16 protein-coding genes are annotated in these 16,220 nt (G+C 68.9%); 9 read left to right on the top strand and 7 right to left on the bottom strand.

Annotation, left to right across the window (positions count from 1 at the left end; translation table 11 throughout):
• Positions 1-66 precede the first annotated feature (66 nt).
• Positions 67-564 (bottom strand): hypothetical protein, encoded by a 498-nt coding sequence (locus tag FHT26_RS07470; RefSeq protein ID WP_157597707.1) that lies wholly within the window; start codon positions 562-564, stop codon positions 67-69.
• A gap of 109 nt (positions 565-673) precedes the next feature.
• Here FHT26_RS07470 and FHT26_RS07465 point away from each other — a divergent pair, with 109 nt between their 5' ends.
• Positions 674-1,777, top strand: coding sequence for an oxidoreductase (locus FHT26_RS07465; RefSeq protein WP_168559511.1), 1,104 nt, complete (start codon positions 674-676; stop codon positions 1,775-1,777).
• Positions 1,778-1,812: 35 nt separating this feature from the next.
• Positions 1,813-2,637: an acyl-CoA thioesterase gene (locus tag FHT26_RS07460; protein ID WP_168559510.1), complete on the top strand. Its 825-nt coding sequence runs from the start codon at positions 1,813-1,815 to the stop codon at positions 2,635-2,637.
• Between the two features lie 130 nt (positions 2,638-2,767).
• Here FHT26_RS07460 and FHT26_RS07455 read toward each other — a convergent pair whose 3' ends face one another.
• Both FHT26_RS07455 and FHT26_RS07450 read right to left on the bottom strand, forming a co-directional pair.
• Positions 2,768-3,160, bottom strand: coding sequence for a COG4315 family predicted lipoprotein (locus tag FHT26_RS07455; protein ID WP_168559509.1), 393 nt, complete (start codon positions 3,158-3,160; stop codon positions 2,768-2,770).
• 71 nt (positions 3,161-3,231) lie between these two features.
• Positions 3,232-3,510 carry a hypothetical protein gene (locus FHT26_RS07450; RefSeq protein WP_168559508.1) on the bottom strand — a complete coding sequence of 93 codons (279 nt, stop codon included), beginning with the start codon at positions 3,508-3,510 and terminating at the stop codon, positions 3,232-3,234.
• Between the two features lie 178 nt (positions 3,511-3,688).
• On the opposite strand from FHT26_RS07450, the gene FHT26_RS07445 reads away from it, so the two are divergent.
• The 5 genes from FHT26_RS07445 to FHT26_RS07425 all read left to right on the top strand — a co-directional run bounded on the left by FHT26_RS07445 (position 3,689) and on the right by FHT26_RS07425 (position 8,664).
• Positions 3,689-4,840: a branched-chain amino acid ABC transporter substrate-binding protein gene (locus FHT26_RS07445; RefSeq protein WP_168559507.1), complete on the top strand. Its 1,152-nt coding sequence runs from the start codon at positions 3,689-3,691 to the stop codon at positions 4,838-4,840.
• Between the two features lie 75 nt (positions 4,841-4,915).
• Positions 4,916-5,473 carry a YaeQ family protein gene (locus FHT26_RS07440; protein WP_168559506.1) on the top strand — a complete coding sequence of 186 codons (558 nt, stop codon included), beginning with the start codon at positions 4,916-4,918 and terminating at the stop codon, positions 5,471-5,473.
• 113 nt (positions 5,474-5,586) lie between these two features.
• Positions 5,587-5,868: a GNAT family N-acetyltransferase gene (locus FHT26_RS07435; protein ID WP_168559505.1), complete on the top strand. Its 282-nt coding sequence runs from the start codon at positions 5,587-5,589 to the stop codon at positions 5,866-5,868.
• 98 nt (positions 5,869-5,966) lie between these two features.
• The gene (locus FHT26_RS07430; protein WP_168559670.1) at positions 5,967-8,081 is read left to right on the top strand and encodes a prolyl oligopeptidase family serine peptidase; all 2,115 of its coding nucleotides are present in this window, start codon (positions 5,967-5,969) and stop codon (positions 8,079-8,081) included.
• 10 nt (positions 8,082-8,091) lie between these two features.
• A complete protein-coding gene (locus FHT26_RS07425) occupies positions 8,092-8,664 on the top strand; it encodes a DUF924 family protein (protein WP_168559504.1) in 573 nt (190 codons plus the stop codon).
• An 87-nt stretch (positions 8,665-8,751) separates the two neighbouring features.
• Here the strand turns inward: FHT26_RS07425 and FHT26_RS07420 are convergent, their stop codons facing one another.
• A complete protein-coding gene (locus tag FHT26_RS07420; protein ID WP_082541628.1) occupies positions 8,752-8,910 on the bottom strand; it encodes a DUF3309 family protein in 159 nt (52 codons plus the stop codon).
• 247 nt (positions 8,911-9,157) lie between these two features.
• On the opposite strand from FHT26_RS07420, the gene FHT26_RS07415 reads away from it, so the two are divergent.
• Positions 9,158-10,699 carry a methyl-accepting chemotaxis protein gene (locus FHT26_RS07415; protein WP_168559503.1) on the top strand — a complete coding sequence of 514 codons (1,542 nt, stop codon included), beginning with the start codon at positions 9,158-9,160 and terminating at the stop codon, positions 10,697-10,699.
• Positions 10,700-10,772: 73 nt separating this feature from the next.
• Here FHT26_RS07415 and FHT26_RS07410 read toward each other — a convergent pair whose 3' ends face one another.
• The 3 genes from FHT26_RS07410 to FHT26_RS07400 form a co-directional block, all read right to left on the bottom strand.
• Positions 10,773-11,453, bottom strand: coding sequence for an OmpW/AlkL family protein (locus FHT26_RS07410; protein ID WP_168559502.1), 681 nt, complete (start codon positions 11,451-11,453; stop codon positions 10,773-10,775).
• Between the two features lie 28 nt (positions 11,454-11,481).
• Complete coding sequence (locus FHT26_RS07405; RefSeq protein ID WP_168559501.1) at positions 11,482-12,639, bottom strand: SGNH/GDSL hydrolase family protein; 1,158 nt, start codon at positions 12,637-12,639, stop codon at positions 11,482-11,484.
• Between the two features lie 161 nt (positions 12,640-12,800).
• The gene (locus tag FHT26_RS07400; protein ID WP_490362774.1) at positions 12,801-14,516 is read right to left on the bottom strand and encodes a long-chain fatty acid--CoA ligase; all 1,716 of its coding nucleotides are present in this window, start codon (positions 14,514-14,516) and stop codon (positions 12,801-12,803) included.
• A 167-nt stretch (positions 14,517-14,683) separates the two neighbouring features.
• Here FHT26_RS07400 and FHT26_RS07395 point away from each other — a divergent pair, with 167 nt between their 5' ends.
• Positions 14,684-16,180 (top strand): PQQ-dependent sugar dehydrogenase, encoded by a 1,497-nt coding sequence (locus tag FHT26_RS07395; protein ID WP_168559500.1) that lies wholly within the window; start codon positions 14,684-14,686, stop codon positions 16,178-16,180.
• The last annotated feature ends 40 nt before the right edge of the window (positions 16,181-16,220 follow it).

The following is a 16,220-nucleotide window of genomic DNA, read 5'->3' as shown; positions in this document are numbered from 1 at the left end:
TCGATTCTAGGAGGCCGTGCCGGCGCTGTTTTTTGCCGGCGCTTTTTGCCCGCGCGGTTTGCCGCCTTACTTGCCGGCCTTGATCTGCAATTCCTCATCCTCGAAATAGCGGTGGCCGTCGCAGTTCGTCGCATACGAGGCCCGGTCGGCCTGCAACGCCTCGACCTTGGTGTTGTACGCGGCACTGCGGGCCCGGTAGGCCTCGACCGCCTTGTCGCGCTCGGCCAGGCGTTCGTTGAAGGCCTGCACCGCGGCGGCGTCGGCGGTGTCGATCTTCTCGCGATCGGCCTTCAGCGTGTCGCCGGCGGCCGCCAGGTCGTCGCCGTCCTTCTTCAGCGCGCCCTGCAGCGGCAGCGTCTCGGCCAGCTGCGCCTTCATGCGGTCGTTCTGCGCCATGCAGGCGCGCAGCTGTTCCTTGGTCAGGAAGGGCGCGCCGGCCTTGGCCTTGCCGAGCGTCGACTCCTTCTTCGGCTTGTCGGCCGCGAGGGCGGGCATCGTGGCCAGGCCGGCGATGCAGGCAGCAAGCACCCAGGGGGCGGCAGCGAGGCGGGGAGCGAAACTCATTCCGGGGCATCCTTCAGAAAGTGCGGCGCGCATCATGCCATTGCCGCGCACCCGCCTCCGTTACAGTGTCCCGCCACCCTCCTCGGACATTCTGCTGGACACCGCCTGCATGCCCCTCTCTTCCACCGCGGCCGTGCGTGTCGGCCTGGTCGGCTACGGCTACGCCGGCCAGACTTTCCATGCGCCGCTGATCGCGAGCGTCCCCGGGCTGCGGCTGGCCGGCTTCGCGAGCAGCGACGCGGCCAAGGTCGCGCGCGACTGGCCGGGGCTGCCGGTCGAGGCCGATCCCGTGCGGCTGTGCGCGCGCGACGACATCGACCTGGTCGTCATCGCGAGCCCGAACGACAGCCACCACCCGCTCGCGCTCGCGGCGCTGCAGGCGGGCAAGCACGTGGTCGTCGACAAGCCGTTCACCGTGACGCTGGCCCAGGCGCAGCAGCTGCAGGCCGTGGCGCGCGAGCGCCGGCACGTGCTGTCGGTGTTCCACAACCGGCGCTGGGACGGCGATTTCCTGACGCTGCGCGCCCTGCTGGCGGGCGGCGAACTGGGGCGCGTCGTCGAGCTCGAATCGCGCTTCGACCGCTTCCGCCCGCTGGTGCGGCAGCGCTGGCGCGAGCAGTCGCCGGTCGGCGGCGGGCTGTGGTTCGACCTCGGCCCGCACCTGCTCGACCAGGCGCTGCAGCTGTTCGGCTGGCCGCAATCGTTGCGGGTCGACCTGGCGCGGCAGCGCGACGGCGCCGTCAACGACGACGCCTTCGACTCCCGCCTCGCCTACCCGGGCGGGCTGGCTGTGACGCTGCGCGCCAGCGCGCTGACCGCGCTGCCCGGCCCGCGCTTCGCGGTGCACGGCACGCGCGGCAGCTTCGTCAAATGGGGGCTCGATGCACAGGAGGACGCGCTGAAGGCCGGTCATCGGCCCCTCGCCGGTACCGACTGGGGCCTCGACACGCAGGCCGCGACGCTGAGCACCCTCGGCCTCGACGGCGAGACGCTGCAGTCGCGCCCGGTCGCGCTGCGGCACGGCGACTACCCGGCCTACTACGCCGGCGTGCGCGATGCGATCGTTGCCGGCGCAGCGAACCCGGTGCCGGCCGCACAGGCCATCGACGTGATGGCGCTGATCGAACTCGGCCGCCGCAGCGATGCCGAGCGGCGCGAACTGCCGGCTGTCGCCTGCGCGGCAGACAGCACCCCGGCCGCCTCCAATCATTGACCCTTGCCCCTGCCCTCCGACCTTCGAGAACCACCATGGCCGACTTCGTTCCCCTGACCCGACTGCTCGCGGCGCGCACGCGCGACGGCGATGCGGTGCACTTCGAGGTCAGCGAAGACTGGCTGCAGGGCCGCACCTCGTTCGGCGGCCTGATCTCGACGCTGGCCGTGCAGGCGATGCGCGATGTGGCCGGCGCGGGCTGGCCGGCCGGCGTGCAGCTGCGCGCGCTGCAGACCAGCTTCATCGGCCCGGTCGCGCAGGGCCCGGTGCAGGTGGCCGTGCGGGTGCTGCGCGAAGGCAAGAACGTGCGGCAGGTCCAGGCCCACGTGCTGCAGGCCGGCGAGACCGCAGCCTTGCTGCTCGGCGTGTTCGGCAGCGAGCGCGAGACCACGCTGCCGGGCCTGGCGCCTGCGATGCCGTCGATCGAGCGCGGGCCGGACGACACGCCGGCACTGCCGTTCATCCCCGGCGTCGCACCGAATTTCATGCAGCACCTGGACATGCGCTGGTCCGACGGCGGGCTGCCGTTCACCGGCACCGAGAGCTGGCACAGCCGCATCCACCTGCGTCCGAAAGGCGAGCCGCAGCCGCTGCCGCTGGAGCTGCTGACCGTGCTGCTGGCCGATGCGCCGCCGACGCCGGCGCTCAGCCGCTTCAAGCGGCCGACGCCGGCCAGTTCGGTGTCGTGGGAGCTGGAGCTGCGACCGGTCGCACACGAACTGCAAGCCGAGGGCTGGTGGCGCATCGACACCGACGCGATCGCCGCGGCCGGCGGGTATGTGAACCAGGTGTCGAAGCTGTGGTCGCCGACCGGCGACCTGGCGGCGCTCGGCTACCAGGTGGTCACGGTCTACGCCTGAAGCACGGTCGACACGCGGCGCACGCACGCGCGCCGCGCGGTGCCCATCAAGCAATTCCCGGAGGAACCGGCTTTGCCGGGCCTCTCGGGAGGCGCCCCCTCGGGGGGCAGGAGCGAAGCGACGTGGGGGCTCAAGGGCTCACGGTGTGCCAGACGCCGTTGAAGCCGTCGCCGGTCTTGTCGCCCGGCTTCGCGTCCTTGGCCCAGAAGTACAGCGGCTTGCCCTTGAAGGCCCACTGCTTCTTGCCGTCGTCGCGGGTCACGACGCTCCAGTCGCCGCTGGTCTTCGCGGCATCGTCGGCCATCAGCGGCGGCCAGTTGGTCGCGCAGGGGCCGTTGCAGACGCTCTTGCCGGCACCGGCAGTGTCGCGGTCGAAGGTGTAGAGCGTCATGCCGTTGGCGGCGCCGACCAGCATGCCGTCGGTGCTTTTCGCAGGCGCCGGGGCGCCCATCATCGACGACATCGACGAGCAGGCAGCGAGCACGAGCGCGCCGAGCAGCGGAACGATGGTCTGGGTCTTCATCGGGGGTCTCCGTGGGTGTGAGGATCCCCTGTGTACGCCCGGAGGGCCGTCCCTATTGCAAGGCGGGCGATCTATTTTTTCTTGAGCGCCTTGCCGAGCAGCTCGACCAGCAGCCCGGTCATGCCGCCCTCGTGTGCCACCGCCCGCTCGTTGAGCTGCTGCGCCAGCTCGGACGGAAGCTTGCAGGCGAACGGCACCAGCCCGGCGGCGGCATCGCGGCGACGCTGCTCGCGCTTGTCGACCGGCGCTGTCGCCTCCTGGCCGAAGCGCCCGGGCACCCCGCCCGCCTTCATCTGGTTGTTGATCTTCAAGGCCAGGTTCTTGGCCAGGTCGAACTTCTTCTGTGTCATTTCGGGAATTTGAATGGGCGGCGATGTGCGAATTGTCACCCCTGCCGCGTTTGGCAGTGAGTGCCTGCCTTGCGTTGGGCATTGATGCAGATACATTTCTACTGAGACAACTTGTCACTGCTTCGTCTACGTCATCGCACCGTTCGATGACGTTCGCTCAAACTCTGGAGAACCCCGCATGCGCATTTTCCGTCCCGCCCGGCTGTCATCGGTCGTGGCTGCCGCCTCCCTCGCCCTGCTGGCGGCCTGCGGACCCAGCATTCCGCCCACCATCAAGATCGGTGTGGCGCAGCCCTTGTCCGGCCCGTCGGCCGCGCGGGGCCAGGACCTGCTGAATGGCGTCAAGATGGCTGCCGACGAATTGAATGCGTCGGGCTTCAAGGTGGCCGGCAAGGTCGTGAAGATCGAGGTCGTCGCCGTCGACGACAAGGCCGACAAGGAAACGGCCAAGAAGGTTGCGCAGGAACTGGTCGACCAGAAGGTCACCGCGGTGATCGGCCACCTGAGCTCGGACATCTCCGAAGTGACGATCCCGATCTACAAGGGCGCCAACATCCCGCAGCTGTACACCTCGTCGGCCGTCGATCTGGCCAAGCTGGGCGACGGCAACACCTTCCGCCTGGTTGCCAATGACGGCCTGCAGGCGCGCGCGATCGGCGGCTACATCGCCGAGAGCCTGAACGCGAACAACGTCGCGATCGTCTTCGAAGACACTGCGTTCGGCCGCCCGATGAGCAAGGACGTCAGCGAGGCCCTCGGCAAGCTGAAGAAGAAGGTCACGCTGAACGAATCGGTCAACAACAAGACCACCGACTTCGCCGCCTTCGTCGCCAAGCTGAAGGCGACGCCGCCCGACGTGCTGGTGGCCGTGCTGCGCGACAACCAGCTGCTGCCGCTGTTCGAACAGATGAAGGCGGCCGGCCTGTCGGGCGTGCCGGTGCTGTCGACCAACTCGTCGAAGACCGAGAAGCTGGCGAAGGCGCCGAACGACGTCACGACGCTGTACGTCACCTCCAGCGCGCTGGAGCCGCGCGAGTTCGCCGCCGGCCCGGCCTTCCTGAAGAAGTTCCAGACCGTCTTCAAGGCCGATCCGGTGTGGGGCGCGCACTACGCCTATGACGCGATGTACGTGATCGCCGATGCGATGCGCCGTTCGGACAGCGTCGACCCGATCAAGCTGCGCGAAAAGCTGCACTCGATCGACCCGGTGTCGCCGGTGACGAGCTCGATGCGCTTCACCGCCGATGGCGAGCAGGCCTATGGCGCGATCACGGTGTACCGCCGCCGCGACGGCCAGTGGGAACCGCTGATGCGCTCGGACCGCTGGTAAGCCGCGTCCCGCTTCCACGCCGAAGGGGTCTGGTCTAATCCAGGCCCCTTCGGCTTTTCCGGACGACTTCTCGCCATGGCATTGAAAGCCACCATCTACAAGGCCACGCTGCAACTGGCCGACATGGACCGCCATGTCTATGGCGACCACGGCGTGACGATCGCGCGCCATCCGTCGGAGACCGACGAGCGGATGATGATGCGGCTGCTCGCCTTCGCGCTGAACGTGCCGGCCGACAACGACAACGGCGCGCTCGAGTTCGCGAAGAGCCTGTGGGACACCGACGAGCCCGACCTGTGGCAGAAGGACCTGACCGGCCAGATCATGCAGTGGATCGAGGTCGGCCAGCCCGACGACAAGCGGCTGATGAAGGCGAGCCCGCGCGCCGAGCGGGTGGTGGTGTACAGCTTCAGCCACAGCACGCCGATCTGGTGGGCCGGCATCGCGACCAGGATCACCCGCGCGCGCAACCTGGCCGTGTGGCAGGTGCCGGCCGAGCAGAGCCAGGCGCTGGCCGCGCTGGCGCAACGCACGATGCAGCTGCAGGTGACGGTGCAGGACGGCACGGTCTGGGTCGGCGACGGCACGCGCAGCATCGAGGTCACGCCGCAGCGGCTCACGCCCGAGGCCTGATGCGCGAGGCCTGATGCACGAGAAGCCCCACGCTGCACGAAATCCCTTGAAAAAAATGGCGGCGGTGCTGGCAGACTCCGGTTGATCTTTCAGCCGTCGATGGAGAACAGGCCATGAGCCATCCCGTGCTCGTCACCCACAACCTGGCGCAGCAGCGCTTCGAAGCCACCGTCGAGGGCCACCTGTGCGTGGCCGACTACCGCCTGGCCGGCAGCGTCATGCAGATGACGCACACCGAAGTGCCGCCCGCGCTGCAGGGCCGCGGCATCGCGGCCGAGCTGGTCGAAGCTGCCTTCGACCACGCGATGACCGAGAACCTGAAGATCGAGCCGCTGTGCTCCTACGTGCGCGTCTACATGGAGCGCCATCCCGAAACCGCATTCCTGAGGGCCTGAGCTTGACGTCCGACGTTTCCGCCACCCGCCGCCGCCTGCTCGCCGGCACCCTCGGCGCCGCCGCCACCCCGTTGCTGACCCTGAGCGCCCCGTCTGCCATGTCGCAAACCCCTGCTTCTTCCGCTGCCGCTTCTGCCGCTTCTGCCGCTTCCGCCGCTTCTGCAGCCGCCTCCGCCGCACCCGCCGACCCGTTCGCCTGGCTCGAAGACGTGCAGGGCGAACGCGCCCTCGCCTGGGTGCGCGAGCGCAATGCAGCGTCGCAGAAAGAGCTGACCGCGCGGCCCGAGTTCGCGCCGACGCGCAGCCAGCTGCTCGAAGTGCTGAACGCGAAGGACCGCATCCCGGCCGTCTCGCGCCGCGGCGACTGGCTCTACAACCTGTGGCAGGACGAGCACCACAAGCGCGGCCTGTGGCGGCGCACCACGCTGGCCGAGTACCGCAAGGCCGAGCCGGCCTGGGAAACGGTGATCGACCTCGATGCGCTGGGCGCCACCGAAAAGGAAAACTGGGTCTGGGGCGGCGCCGCGGTGCTCGGGCCCGACTACCGCCGCTGCCTGGTGTCGCTGTCGCGCGGCGGCGCCGATGCGAAGGTGGTGCGCGAGTTCGACGCCGTCACGAAGCAGTTCGTGAAAGACGGCTTCACGCTGCCCGAAGCCAAGTCCGACGTCGACTGGCTGGACGGCGACACGATCTACGTCGGCACCGATTTCGGCCCCGGCTCGCTGACCGATTCGGGCTACCCGCGCGTCATCAAGCGCTGGAAGCGCGGCACGCCGCTGGCCGACGCGGTCACGGTGTTCGAAGGCGAATCCAAGGACGTCGCGGTGTCGGTCAGCGTCGACCGCACGCCGGGCTTCGAGCGCATCGTGTTCGCCCGCGCGATCGACTTCTACAACAGCCACCAGTTCCTGCTGAATGGCGACAAGCTGGTCAGGATCGACGTGCCGGACGACGCGTCGGTGAGCTTCCTGCGCGACACGATCCTGCTGCACCTGCGCAGCGACTTCCAGGCCGGTGCCGACCGGTTCCCCAGCGGCGCGCTGCTGTACGGCGATGCCGCCGCGTACCTGCGTGGCGAGCGCAAGCTGCGCGCACTGTTCACGCCGACGCCGACGCGCTCGCTGGCGGGCTACACCACCACCCGCGACCACGTGCTGCTGAACGTGCTCGACAACGTTGCCGGCAAGCTGGAGCAGTGGAAAAAGGGCGCCGACGGCTTCACGCGGCGCGAGATCGCCGCGCCCTTCCCCGGCGCGCTGGGCATCAGCAGCCTGCACGACCCGCTGATCAAGAACGACCCGCTGGCCGAGCGCTACCTGCTGACCTACACCGATTTCCTGACGCCCGATTCGCTGTACCTCGCGAGCACCGCGAACGACCAGCGTGAACTGCTGAAGGCGCGCAACGGCCTGTTCGATGCGAAGGGCATGCGGGCCGAGCAGCGCTTCGCGACCTCGAAGGACGGCACGCGCGTGCCCTACTTCGTCGTGTGGCCGCAGGGCGCCAAGGCCGACGGCAGCAACCCGACGCTGCTGTACGGCTACGGCGGCTTCGAGATCTCGCTGAAGCCGTGGTACTCGGGCAGCTTCGGCCGCGCGTGGTACCAGCGCGGCGGCGTGCTGGTGGTGGCCAACATCCGCGGCGGCGGCGAATTCGGTCCGGCCTGGCACCAGAGCGCCGTCAAGGCGAACAAGCAGCGCAGCTACGACGACTTCATCGCGGTCGCCGAAGACCTGGTCGCGCAGAAGATCACCGCACCGCGCCACCTCGGCATCATGGGCGGCAGCAACGGCGGCCTGCTGGTGGGCGCCACCTTCACGCAGCGCCCGGAGCTGTTCAACGCGGTGGTCTGCCAGGTGCCGCTGCTCGACATGCGGCGCTTCCACACGCTGCTGGCCGGCGCCTCCTGGATGGCCGAATACGGCAACCCGGACGACCCGGCCGAATGGGCCTTCATCTCGAAGTACAGCCCCTACCAAAATGTTCGCAAGGGCGGGAAGTACCCGAAGGTGCTGTTCACCACGTCGACGCGCGACGACCGGGTGCATCCGGCCCATGCGCGCAAGATGGCGGCGCTGATGCTGTCGCAGGGGCACGAGCTGCTGTACTACGAGAACATCGAGGGCGGCCACGGCGGCGCGGCCGACAACGAGCAGCGCGCGCACCTGCAGGCGCTGGAGTACAGCTACCTGTGGCAGCAGCTGGGCCGTTGAGAGCCAACCGATGATCGACCCGCGCGCGACCGAGGTGCTCGACTGGTGGTTCGGCCCCGGGCCGGGCGAGGTCCGCGCGCTGTGGTTCACGAAGAGCGCGCAAACCGACCAGGAGATCGCCGAGCGCTTCGGATTGCTGATCGACGAGGCCCTGGCCGCTGGCTTGGCCGACTGGCAGTCGTCTGCGGATGCCGCGCTCGCGCGCATCCTGCTGCTCGACCAGTTCACCCGCAACGTGTTCCGCGGCCGCGAGCGATCCTTCGCCGGCGATGCACTGGCGCTGGAGGCAGCCCGCGCGCTATGCGACGCCGGGCTCGACCTGGACCTGCCGCCGCTGTGGCGCGCCTTCGTCTACATGCCGTTCGAACATGCCGAAGACCTGGCCTGCCAGGACGAGGCGGTGGCGCGCTTCACCCGGCTGGCGCAGGAGGCGCCGGTGCTGCAGGACATGCTGGCCTACGCGCACAAGCACCGCGAGGTCATCGCGCGCTTCGGGCGCTTCCCGCACCGCAACGAGATCCTCGGGCGGGCGTCTTCGCCCGAGGAAGCGCTGTTCCTGCAGCAGCCGGGGTCGCGCTTCTAGCGGGCCGAGCGCCGGGCCGCCCCAAGCCGGCCCGCATCTCCTCGGGGATCGCTCGAGGTACCCGGCGAGCGAGGGGCCGTCATCGACTCAGATCCGTCCCATCAGCAGCAGCACGATCAGGATGATCACCACCAGGCCGAGCCCCCCGCTCGGGCCGTAGCCCCAGCTGCGGCTGTGCGGCCAGGTCGGCAGCGCGCCGATCAGGATCAGGATCAGCACGATCAAAAGAATGGTACCGAGCGTCATGGTGTTCTCCTTGTTGTGAGTGATTCGGGGCCTCCACGGTAAAGACAGCCGTCGAGTTCCCAAGCGGGCCGACGGCGCGACCGGCTGTAGTCGCGCAGCCCCCGTGGGTGTCGCCGCTGTCCTACATGCCGGACACCGAACTGGCGCCTGAAACGCCATCAATTCGCGGCACCGGTACATCCGTCATCTTTTTACGATCGATGCAGGGCTCCAAACCCTGTTGTTCAACTGATGGAAAGCTGCTTCGATGAAGCTCAACCACTTCAAACTCGGCCAGCGGCTGGGGATGGCCTTCGGGCTGATCCTCGCGATCACCGCGGTGGTGTCGACGATCGGCGTGTGGCGCCTCGAAACGCTGAAGGCGGCCAGCCAGGAACTGGCGACCACCGAGATGCAGCGCCAGTCGCTCGCGGCGCGCTGGGCCGCCAACATCAACCTGAACTGGGTGCGCACCGCAGCGTCGCTGAAGGCGAGCGACGCCGCCTACATCGATGCGCTGAAGCGCGACATGGACGCGACCTCCACCTCGATCAGCGAGATGCAGAAGAAGCTCGACGAGCTGGTACAGGACGACGCCGGCAAGCAGCTGATGGCCGACGTGGCGACGCGCCGCGAGGCCTACCGCGTCTCGCGCGTCGCGCTGTTCAAGCGCAAGCAAGCCGGCGAAGACGTCGCTGCGCAGGTCGACAAGGAACTGCTGCCGCTCGCGCAAACCTATCTGAAGGGACTGGCCGCGATCGACACCTACATGGAAGAGCGGCTGGCAGCCAGCCAGGCGCAGACGCTGGCGGTGGCGCTCAGCGGCCAGCGCATCCTGGCCGGCGGCGCGGTGTTCGCGGTGCTGGCCGGCCTGTTGCTGGCGGTGCTCGCGACGCGCTCGATGACGCGCCCGCTGCACCAGGCGGTCGATTCGGCGCAGGCGATCGCCGAGGGCGACCTGTCGAAGCCGATCCATGCCGAGGGGCGTGACGAATGCGCGCAGCTGCTGGGTGCGCTCGGCGGCATGCGCCACCGGCTGGCCGAGCTGGTCAGCGACGTGCGGCGCAATGCCGAGGGCGTGGCCACCGCATCGGCCGAGATCTCGCATGCCAACAACGACCTGAGCGGCCGCACCGAAGAGCAGGCCAGCGCGCTGCAGCAGACCGCCGCCGCGATGGACGAGCTGTCGAGCACGGTGCGCATGAACGCCGACAACGCCCGCCAGGCCAATGTGCTGGCGCAGAGCGCCTGCGACGTCGCGGCGCAGGGCGGCGACGTGGTCGGCCAGGTGGTCGACACGATGCGGGGCATCAACGACAGCTCGAAGAAGATCGTCGACATCATCGCCGTGATCGACGGCATCGCGTTCCAGACCAACATCCTGGCGCTGAACGCCGCGGTCGAAGCCGCGCGTGCCGGCGAACAGGGTCGCGGCTTCGCGGTGGTGGCCGGCGAGGTGCGCACGCTCGCGCAGCGCAGCGCCGACGCGGCCAAGGAGATCAAGGCACTGATCTCGACCAGCGTCGAGCGCGTCGAGCAGGGCACGCTGCTGGTCGACCGTGCCGGCACGACGATGCAGGACGTCGTCACCTCGATCCGCCGCGTCACGGACATCGTCGGCGAGATCAGCACCGCGAGCAGCGAGCAGAGCACCGGCGTGTCGCAGATCGGCGAGGCGGTGACGCAGATGGACACGACGACGCAGCAGAACGCCGCGATGGTCGAGCAAGGCGCGGCCGCGGCCGAGAGCCTGAAGGCGCAGGCGCAGGACCTGGTGAACACGGTGGCGGTGTTCAAGCTGGCGGCGTGAACGGACGCCGGGTCACCCATGAAAAAAGCCCTGCCGCGGTTGGCGGCAGGGCCTTCACCCGACACCGCTCCGGTCAGAAGCGGTAGCCGACAAAGACCGCCGTGGTGAGCGGATCCAGCTTGATGTCGAGCGTCTGCCCTGTCGACAAGGTCGTGGTCGTCTTCAGGAAAGTCTTCAGCACGGTCGCATCGACGAACCAGTGTTCGTTGACGTTGTAGCTCGCGCCGATCGCGATCGTCGGGGCCAGCTTCGAGTCGACCTTCAAGGTGGTCGGGTTCGCGCTCGTGCCGCCAGTCAGGCCGGTCAGCGTCGCGGTGCCCTTCTCCTTGTAGAACTTCGCGTAGGTGATGCCGGCGCCGACGTAGGGGCGGAACGGCGAGCTCGCCTCCAGGAAGCGGTACTGCCCCATCAGCGTGATCGGCAGCGCCTTGGTCTCGCCGATCTTGCCGACGCCGGCGATCGCGCCGTCACCGTTGATGTCGTGCTTGAACGGCATCGACAGCGGCAGGTCGATCGCCCAGTTGTCGCTCCACATGTAGGTGATGCCGCCGCCGAACTGGGTGCTCGAATCGACGTCGGCCTTGGTGCCGGGGAAGGCCGGCGAGCTCAGGTCGCCGCTGTCGACCTTCGGATCGATGCGCACCGCACCGGCCCGCACCAGCCACGAGCCGGCGGATTGCGCGCTGGCGCTGGCGCCGGCGAACAGGCTGGCCACGCAACCGGCCAGCGCGATGCACTTGAATGTCTTGTTCATGGTTCTTGTTCCTTCGTGCATCCGGGGGTTACAGCCAGCCCTTGGTGGCCAGGCTGCGCGCGATCAGCTGGGAGAGCAGCTGGTGGGCATACGGCGTCGGGTGGAAGCCGTCGGAGAAGGCGTAGCTCTTCCACCAGTTCGGGTCGGTCACGCCGGTGGGCGGCGCGGCCGACAGTGCCGTCGCAGTGCAGGTCGGGAAGCTGTAGACCGGCAGGCCGTCGGCGCCGAGTCCGGTGGCCGGGCAGGCCGGCGTCGTGACGTTGGTCAGGCTGTATTGCGCCGGGATCGCCACTTCCTCGTTGAACGAGGTGTAGAAGTCGACCACGACCACCTTGCCGTTGCCGGCGTAGTGCGTGGCCAGCGTGCCGTTGAAGGCTTCGATCCACTTCTTGAACAGGCCTTCGGCCTGGGCACGGGCCGCGGCACCGCCATCGGTCGCGCCACCTTGCACGGCCTTGGCCGCGATCGAACCGAGCACCAGCTGGAAGCGCGGCGTGTTCGTGATGCCGGGCATGTTCAGGATGGCGACGTAGTTCGCCCCCTTGGCGAGGATGTTGGCATCGATGGCCGCGCTGAACTGCGTCGCCACCGCCACCATGTACATGCCGCCCAGCGTGGCCAGGCCCGCTGCGCCGGTGGCGGCCTGGGTGTCGACGGTGGTCGGGTCCAGCTCCGTCTTCAGCAGGGCCAGGTAGCTCGCACCGCCGTCGGAGGCGGCCTTCAGGTAGGCGCCCACCAGGTCGGCCGCGTCATTGCCGCCGCCGTCGATCAGCGCCAGCTCGCTGGCGCCGATGTTGGCCGTCGCGGTCGCGTCCTTCATCTGCTGGATCACCGACAGCTGCGAGGTCGGCGCGCTGTAGTTGTTGATCCGGCTGCCGGCGATCGCGTAGTTGGTGCAGCCGGTCTTCGCGGTGTTCGGCGTGAAGGTGGTCGCGCTCGTCGGCGTGTAGTAGCTGCACATCGACGTGATGCCGTAGTTCAGCGCGACGCGCTCCGGGTAGACCAGCGAATCGGTGCCCTGCACCGTTGCCTTGAAGCCGAAGGTGCCGGAGTCGGCCAGGCTGTCGCCCATCACCTTCACCGCGGTGATGTTGACCTTGGTCGTCGTGTCGCTGCCGCCGCCGCCGCAAGCTGCCACCAGTGCCGCCGCGCACAGCGCGACGACATTGCGTTTCCATTGATGCATCCGTGTCTCCTGCTTCCCAGTAATGAATCCAGCCGAGGCCGAGGGGAACGCCGCGCAAATCAGCACGACCGTTCGTTTTTCGATCAGCGCGGATGTTAGAGGCGCGACCGCGCCGGCGCCCTGCTGGAAAGCCCGGATACCGTCGAGAAAAAAAGGCCGGCTTACGTCGACTTTGTCTCTTGCTCCTGCAACACCCGCCACAGCACCTTCCCGGCGCCGGACTTCGGCAGGCTCTCGGCAAAGCTCACGAGCCGCGGCGCCTTGTACGCCGCCATGTGATCGCGCGCCCAGTCGACGATGTCCTGCTCGCGTGTCAGGCCGCGCGCTTCGGCGCGCAGCACCACCACCGCCTTCACTGTCTCGCCCCGGTAGGCGTCGCGGGCCGAGATCACGCAGGCCTCCTGCACCGCGGGGTGCTTGTAGAGCAGCGCCTCCACCTCCGCCGGCCACACCTTGAAGCCGCTCGCGTTGATCATCCGCTTCAGCCGGTCGGTGATGAAGAAATAGCCCTCGTCGTCCATGCGCCCCAGGTCGCCGGTGCGGAAGAAACGCCGGCCGTCGATCTCGATGAAGGCCGCCTGCGTCGCCTGCGGATGCCGCCAGTAACCCTGGAACACCATCGGCCCGTGCGTGACGATCTCGCCCACTTCGCCGACCGGCATCTCCTGCTGCGTCAGCGGGTCCACCACGCGCGAGTCGACGCCGAAGATCGGGATGCCCAGGCACTGCAGCTTCGCGCGCTCCGGCGGGTTGGCATGGCTCGGCGCCGCCGTCTCGGTCAGGCCGTAGCCTTCGGCGAAGGTCAGCCCGAACTCCGCTTGCAGCCGCTCGGCCACCGCCTGCGGCATCGCGGCGCCGCCACCGCTCAGGTAGCGCAGGCTCGACAGGTCGAAGCTCTTGTAGTTGGGACTGCCGAACAGGTCGATGATCATCGTCGGGATGCAGGTCCAGTGCGTCGGCCGGTGGCGCGAGACCAGCCGGCCGGCCAGCTCGCGGTCCCAGCGCGGCATCAGCACCGTCGTGCTGCCGTTGTAGACCGGCCCGAGCACGCCATAGACCATGCCGGTGATGTGGAACATCGGCACCACGCCCAGACTCACCGTCTCGGCACCGGCGTTGCCCCAGCAGCCGCCCACCGCGTTGGCCATCAGCGTGCGGTGCGTGTGCATGCAGCCCTTCGGCAGCCCGGTGGTGCCCGAGGTGTACGGCAGCACGGCCAGGTCGTCCGGCTGCGCGGTGTGCGGGCCCGGCACGCAGCGCTGCGCGAGCGCATCGGTCCAGCGGATGTAGCGCTCGGGGGTGCCCAGGGGCAGCGGCGGGTCGGCGCGCAACCACGCCTCCATCGCCGGCGGCGGCGCGATGCCGGCGTCGATCGCGTCGGGCAGCGCATCGGCATACCGCACCACCAGCACCTGGCGCAGCCGCTGCGCGTCGGGCAGCCCGGCATTCGCCTGCGCGACGAAACCGGTCAGGTCGGCGCTGCAGATCGCGACGCGGGCTTCCGGGTCGGTGATGTAGTGGCCGAATTCGTCGGCCTTGTTCATCGGGTTCACCGGCACGACGACCGCGTTGGCACGCAGGATGCCGTAGTACGCCGCCACGTACTGCGGGCAGTTCTGCAGGTACAGCACGACCCGGTCGCCGGCCTGAACGCCGGCCTGCTGCAGCCAGCCGGCCACCCGCTCGGCCTGCTCGCGCAGCGTGCGGAAATCGAGCGGCCGGCCGAAGAACAGGTACGCCGGCTTGTCCGGAAAGCGCTGCGCGGCCACCTCCAGGTTGAACCACAGCGTGGTCGACGGGATGGCCAGCGCTCGCGGCAGGCGGCGCGGCCAGATCCGGTGATGCGGGCGCGGTGGAACTTCGGGCAACGGGTTCACGGTCGACTCCCGGAAAGATCGGCAAGGTATACCGCGCCGTACCGGCAAGGCCTACGGAATCAACCCGCGGCCGCCCTGTCGCGAAGGCGACAGGCCCATGCTGCCGGCCGCGGCGGCATGGGCACACCGATTGCCGTCGCCCTCCACCAAACCTTGGGGAGACCGTCATGGCGAACTGGAGATCGACGATCGGATGCATGGTGCTGGGCAGCGGCTTGTTGCTCGGCGGCTGCGGGGGCGGAGGCGGCGACGGGACGACCGCCGGCGACGCCACCACCGGCGAACGCGCGGCGGCCGTCGGGGCCCAGGTGCCCGACGCGACGGCCGCCGACACGCAATTGCCGACGCTGGTGCTGAACACGCCGGCCGACCTGGCCGCCAACCTGACCGGTCGCATCGACATCACCGCCGACGCGAGCGACAACGTCGGCATCGCCGGCGTCGAGTTCCAGGTCGACGGCGCGCTGTGGGGCGACGACGACACCAATCCGCCGTACATGACCAGCATCACGACGACCCGCCTCACCACCGGGCAGCACGTGATCCGCGCCCGCGCCCGCGACACCTCGAACAACCGCTCCGCGTGGGTCACGCGGGTGGTGCAGTTCGGCAACGACGTGCAGGTGCCGGAAGGCTTCACGAAGACCGCGCTGGTCGGCGGGCTGACCGGCGCGACCTCGTTCGCCCAGGCGCCCGACGGCCGCATCTTCGTCGCCCAGCAGACCGGCGAGGTGCGCGTGATCAAGAACGGCGTGCTGCTGCCGACGCCGTTCGCGACGCTGGCCAACGTCAACACCGAGGGCAGCGAGCGCGGGCTCGGCGGCATCGTGCTGCACCCGGATTTCGCGACCAACGGCTGGGTCTACGTCTACTACACGACCAACGACGGCGGCACGCACAACCGCATCAGCCGCTTCACGGCGAACGGCGACGTCGCCGCCGGCCCGCCGACCGCGCTGTTCGGCCTGCCGACGCTCACCACGACGATGCACAACGGCGGTGCGATGCACTTCGGCATCGACGGCAAGCTGTACGTGGGCGTCGGCGACGGCGGGCTCGGCGCGCCGGCCCAGGACCGCACCAGCCTGTTCGGCAAGATGCTGCGGCTGAACGACGACGCCACCATCCCGACCGACAACCCGTACTACGGGACCAACACCGGCAACGCGCGGGCCGTGTGGGCGATCGGCTTGCGCAACCCGTTCACCTTCGCGATCCGCCCGAGCGACGGCCGCATCCACATCAACGACGTCGGCCAGAACACCTGGGAAGAGATCGACGTCGGCATCGCCGGTGCCAACTACGGCTGGCCGAACTCCGAGGGTCCCGACAACCTGACCGCCGCGTTCACCGCCCCGCTGTTCACCTACCGCCACACCGCGGCCACGCCGCCGGGCAGCGCGATCGGCGGCTTCATCATCGGCCGGTGCATTGCCGGCGGCGCGTTCTACCCGGTGGGCGGCAGCTTCCCGGCGCGCTTCCAGGGCAACTACTTCTTCGCCGATTTCACGACCCATGAGATCAGCCGCGTCGACCTGTCGAACGGCAACGCCGTCTATTCGTTCGCGAAGACGGTCGGCGAACCGGTCGACCTGCGCGTGGCCACCGACGGCGCGCTGCTGGTGCTGACGCGCAACAACATCGTGCGCATCGCGCCGACCTGAGCGTTCGCGAGGGGGTGACCGATACCGGGTTGCGATCGGT

Source organism: Rhizobacter sp. SG703 (assembly GCF_012275445.1).
Lineage (GTDB): Bacteria > Pseudomonadota > Gammaproteobacteria > Burkholderiales > Burkholderiaceae_C > Rhizobacter.
This window is presented reverse-complemented; position numbering and strand designations above follow the sequence as displayed.

What these genes read in the sequence shown, in the direction of transcription:
- FHT26_RS07430 (WP_168559670.1), top strand. Translation starts at nt 5,967, where the DNA reads ATGTCGCAAACCCCTGCTTCTTCCGCTGCCGCTTCTGCCGCTTCTGCC.
- FHT26_RS07460 (WP_168559510.1), top strand. Translation starts at nt 1,813, where the DNA reads ATGGCCGACTTCGTTCCCCTGACCCGACTGCTCGCGGCGCGCACGCGC.
- FHT26_RS07440 (WP_168559506.1), top strand. Translation starts at nt 4,916, where the DNA reads ATGGCATTGAAAGCCACCATCTACAAGGCCACGCTGCAACTGGCCGAC.
- FHT26_RS07405 (WP_168559501.1), bottom strand. Translation starts at nt 12,639, where the DNA reads ATGCATCAATGGAAACGCAATGTCGTCGCGCTGTGCGCGGCGGCACTG.
- FHT26_RS07465 (WP_168559511.1), top strand. Translation starts at nt 674, where the DNA reads ATGCCCCTCTCTTCCACCGCGGCCGTGCGTGTCGGCCTGGTCGGCTAC.
- FHT26_RS07415 (WP_168559503.1), top strand. Translation starts at nt 9,158, where the DNA reads ATGAAGCTCAACCACTTCAAACTCGGCCAGCGGCTGGGGATGGCCTTC.
- FHT26_RS07410 (WP_168559502.1), bottom strand. Translation starts at nt 11,453, where the DNA reads ATGAACAAGACATTCAAGTGCATCGCGCTGGCCGGTTGCGTGGCCAGC.
- FHT26_RS07425 (WP_168559504.1), top strand. Translation starts at nt 8,092, where the DNA reads ATGATCGACCCGCGCGCGACCGAGGTGCTCGACTGGTGGTTCGGCCCC.
- FHT26_RS07420 (WP_082541628.1), bottom strand. Translation starts at nt 8,910, where the DNA reads ATGACGCTCGGTACCATTCTTTTGATCGTGCTGATCCTGATCCTGATC.
- FHT26_RS07445 (WP_168559507.1), top strand. Translation starts at nt 3,689, where the DNA reads ATGCGCATTTTCCGTCCCGCCCGGCTGTCATCGGTCGTGGCTGCCGCC.
- FHT26_RS07450 (WP_168559508.1), bottom strand. Translation starts at nt 3,510, where the DNA reads ATGACACAGAAGAAGTTCGACCTGGCCAAGAACCTGGCCTTGAAGATC.
- FHT26_RS07435 (WP_168559505.1), top strand. Translation starts at nt 5,587, where the DNA reads ATGAGCCATCCCGTGCTCGTCACCCACAACCTGGCGCAGCAGCGCTTC.
- FHT26_RS07470 (WP_157597707.1), bottom strand. Translation starts at nt 564, where the DNA reads ATGAGTTTCGCTCCCCGCCTCGCTGCCGCCCCCTGGGTGCTTGCTGCC.
- FHT26_RS07455 (WP_168559509.1), bottom strand. Translation starts at nt 3,160, where the DNA reads ATGAAGACCCAGACCATCGTTCCGCTGCTCGGCGCGCTCGTGCTCGCT.
- FHT26_RS07395 (WP_168559500.1), top strand. Translation starts at nt 14,684, where the DNA reads ATGGCGAACTGGAGATCGACGATCGGATGCATGGTGCTGGGCAGCGGC.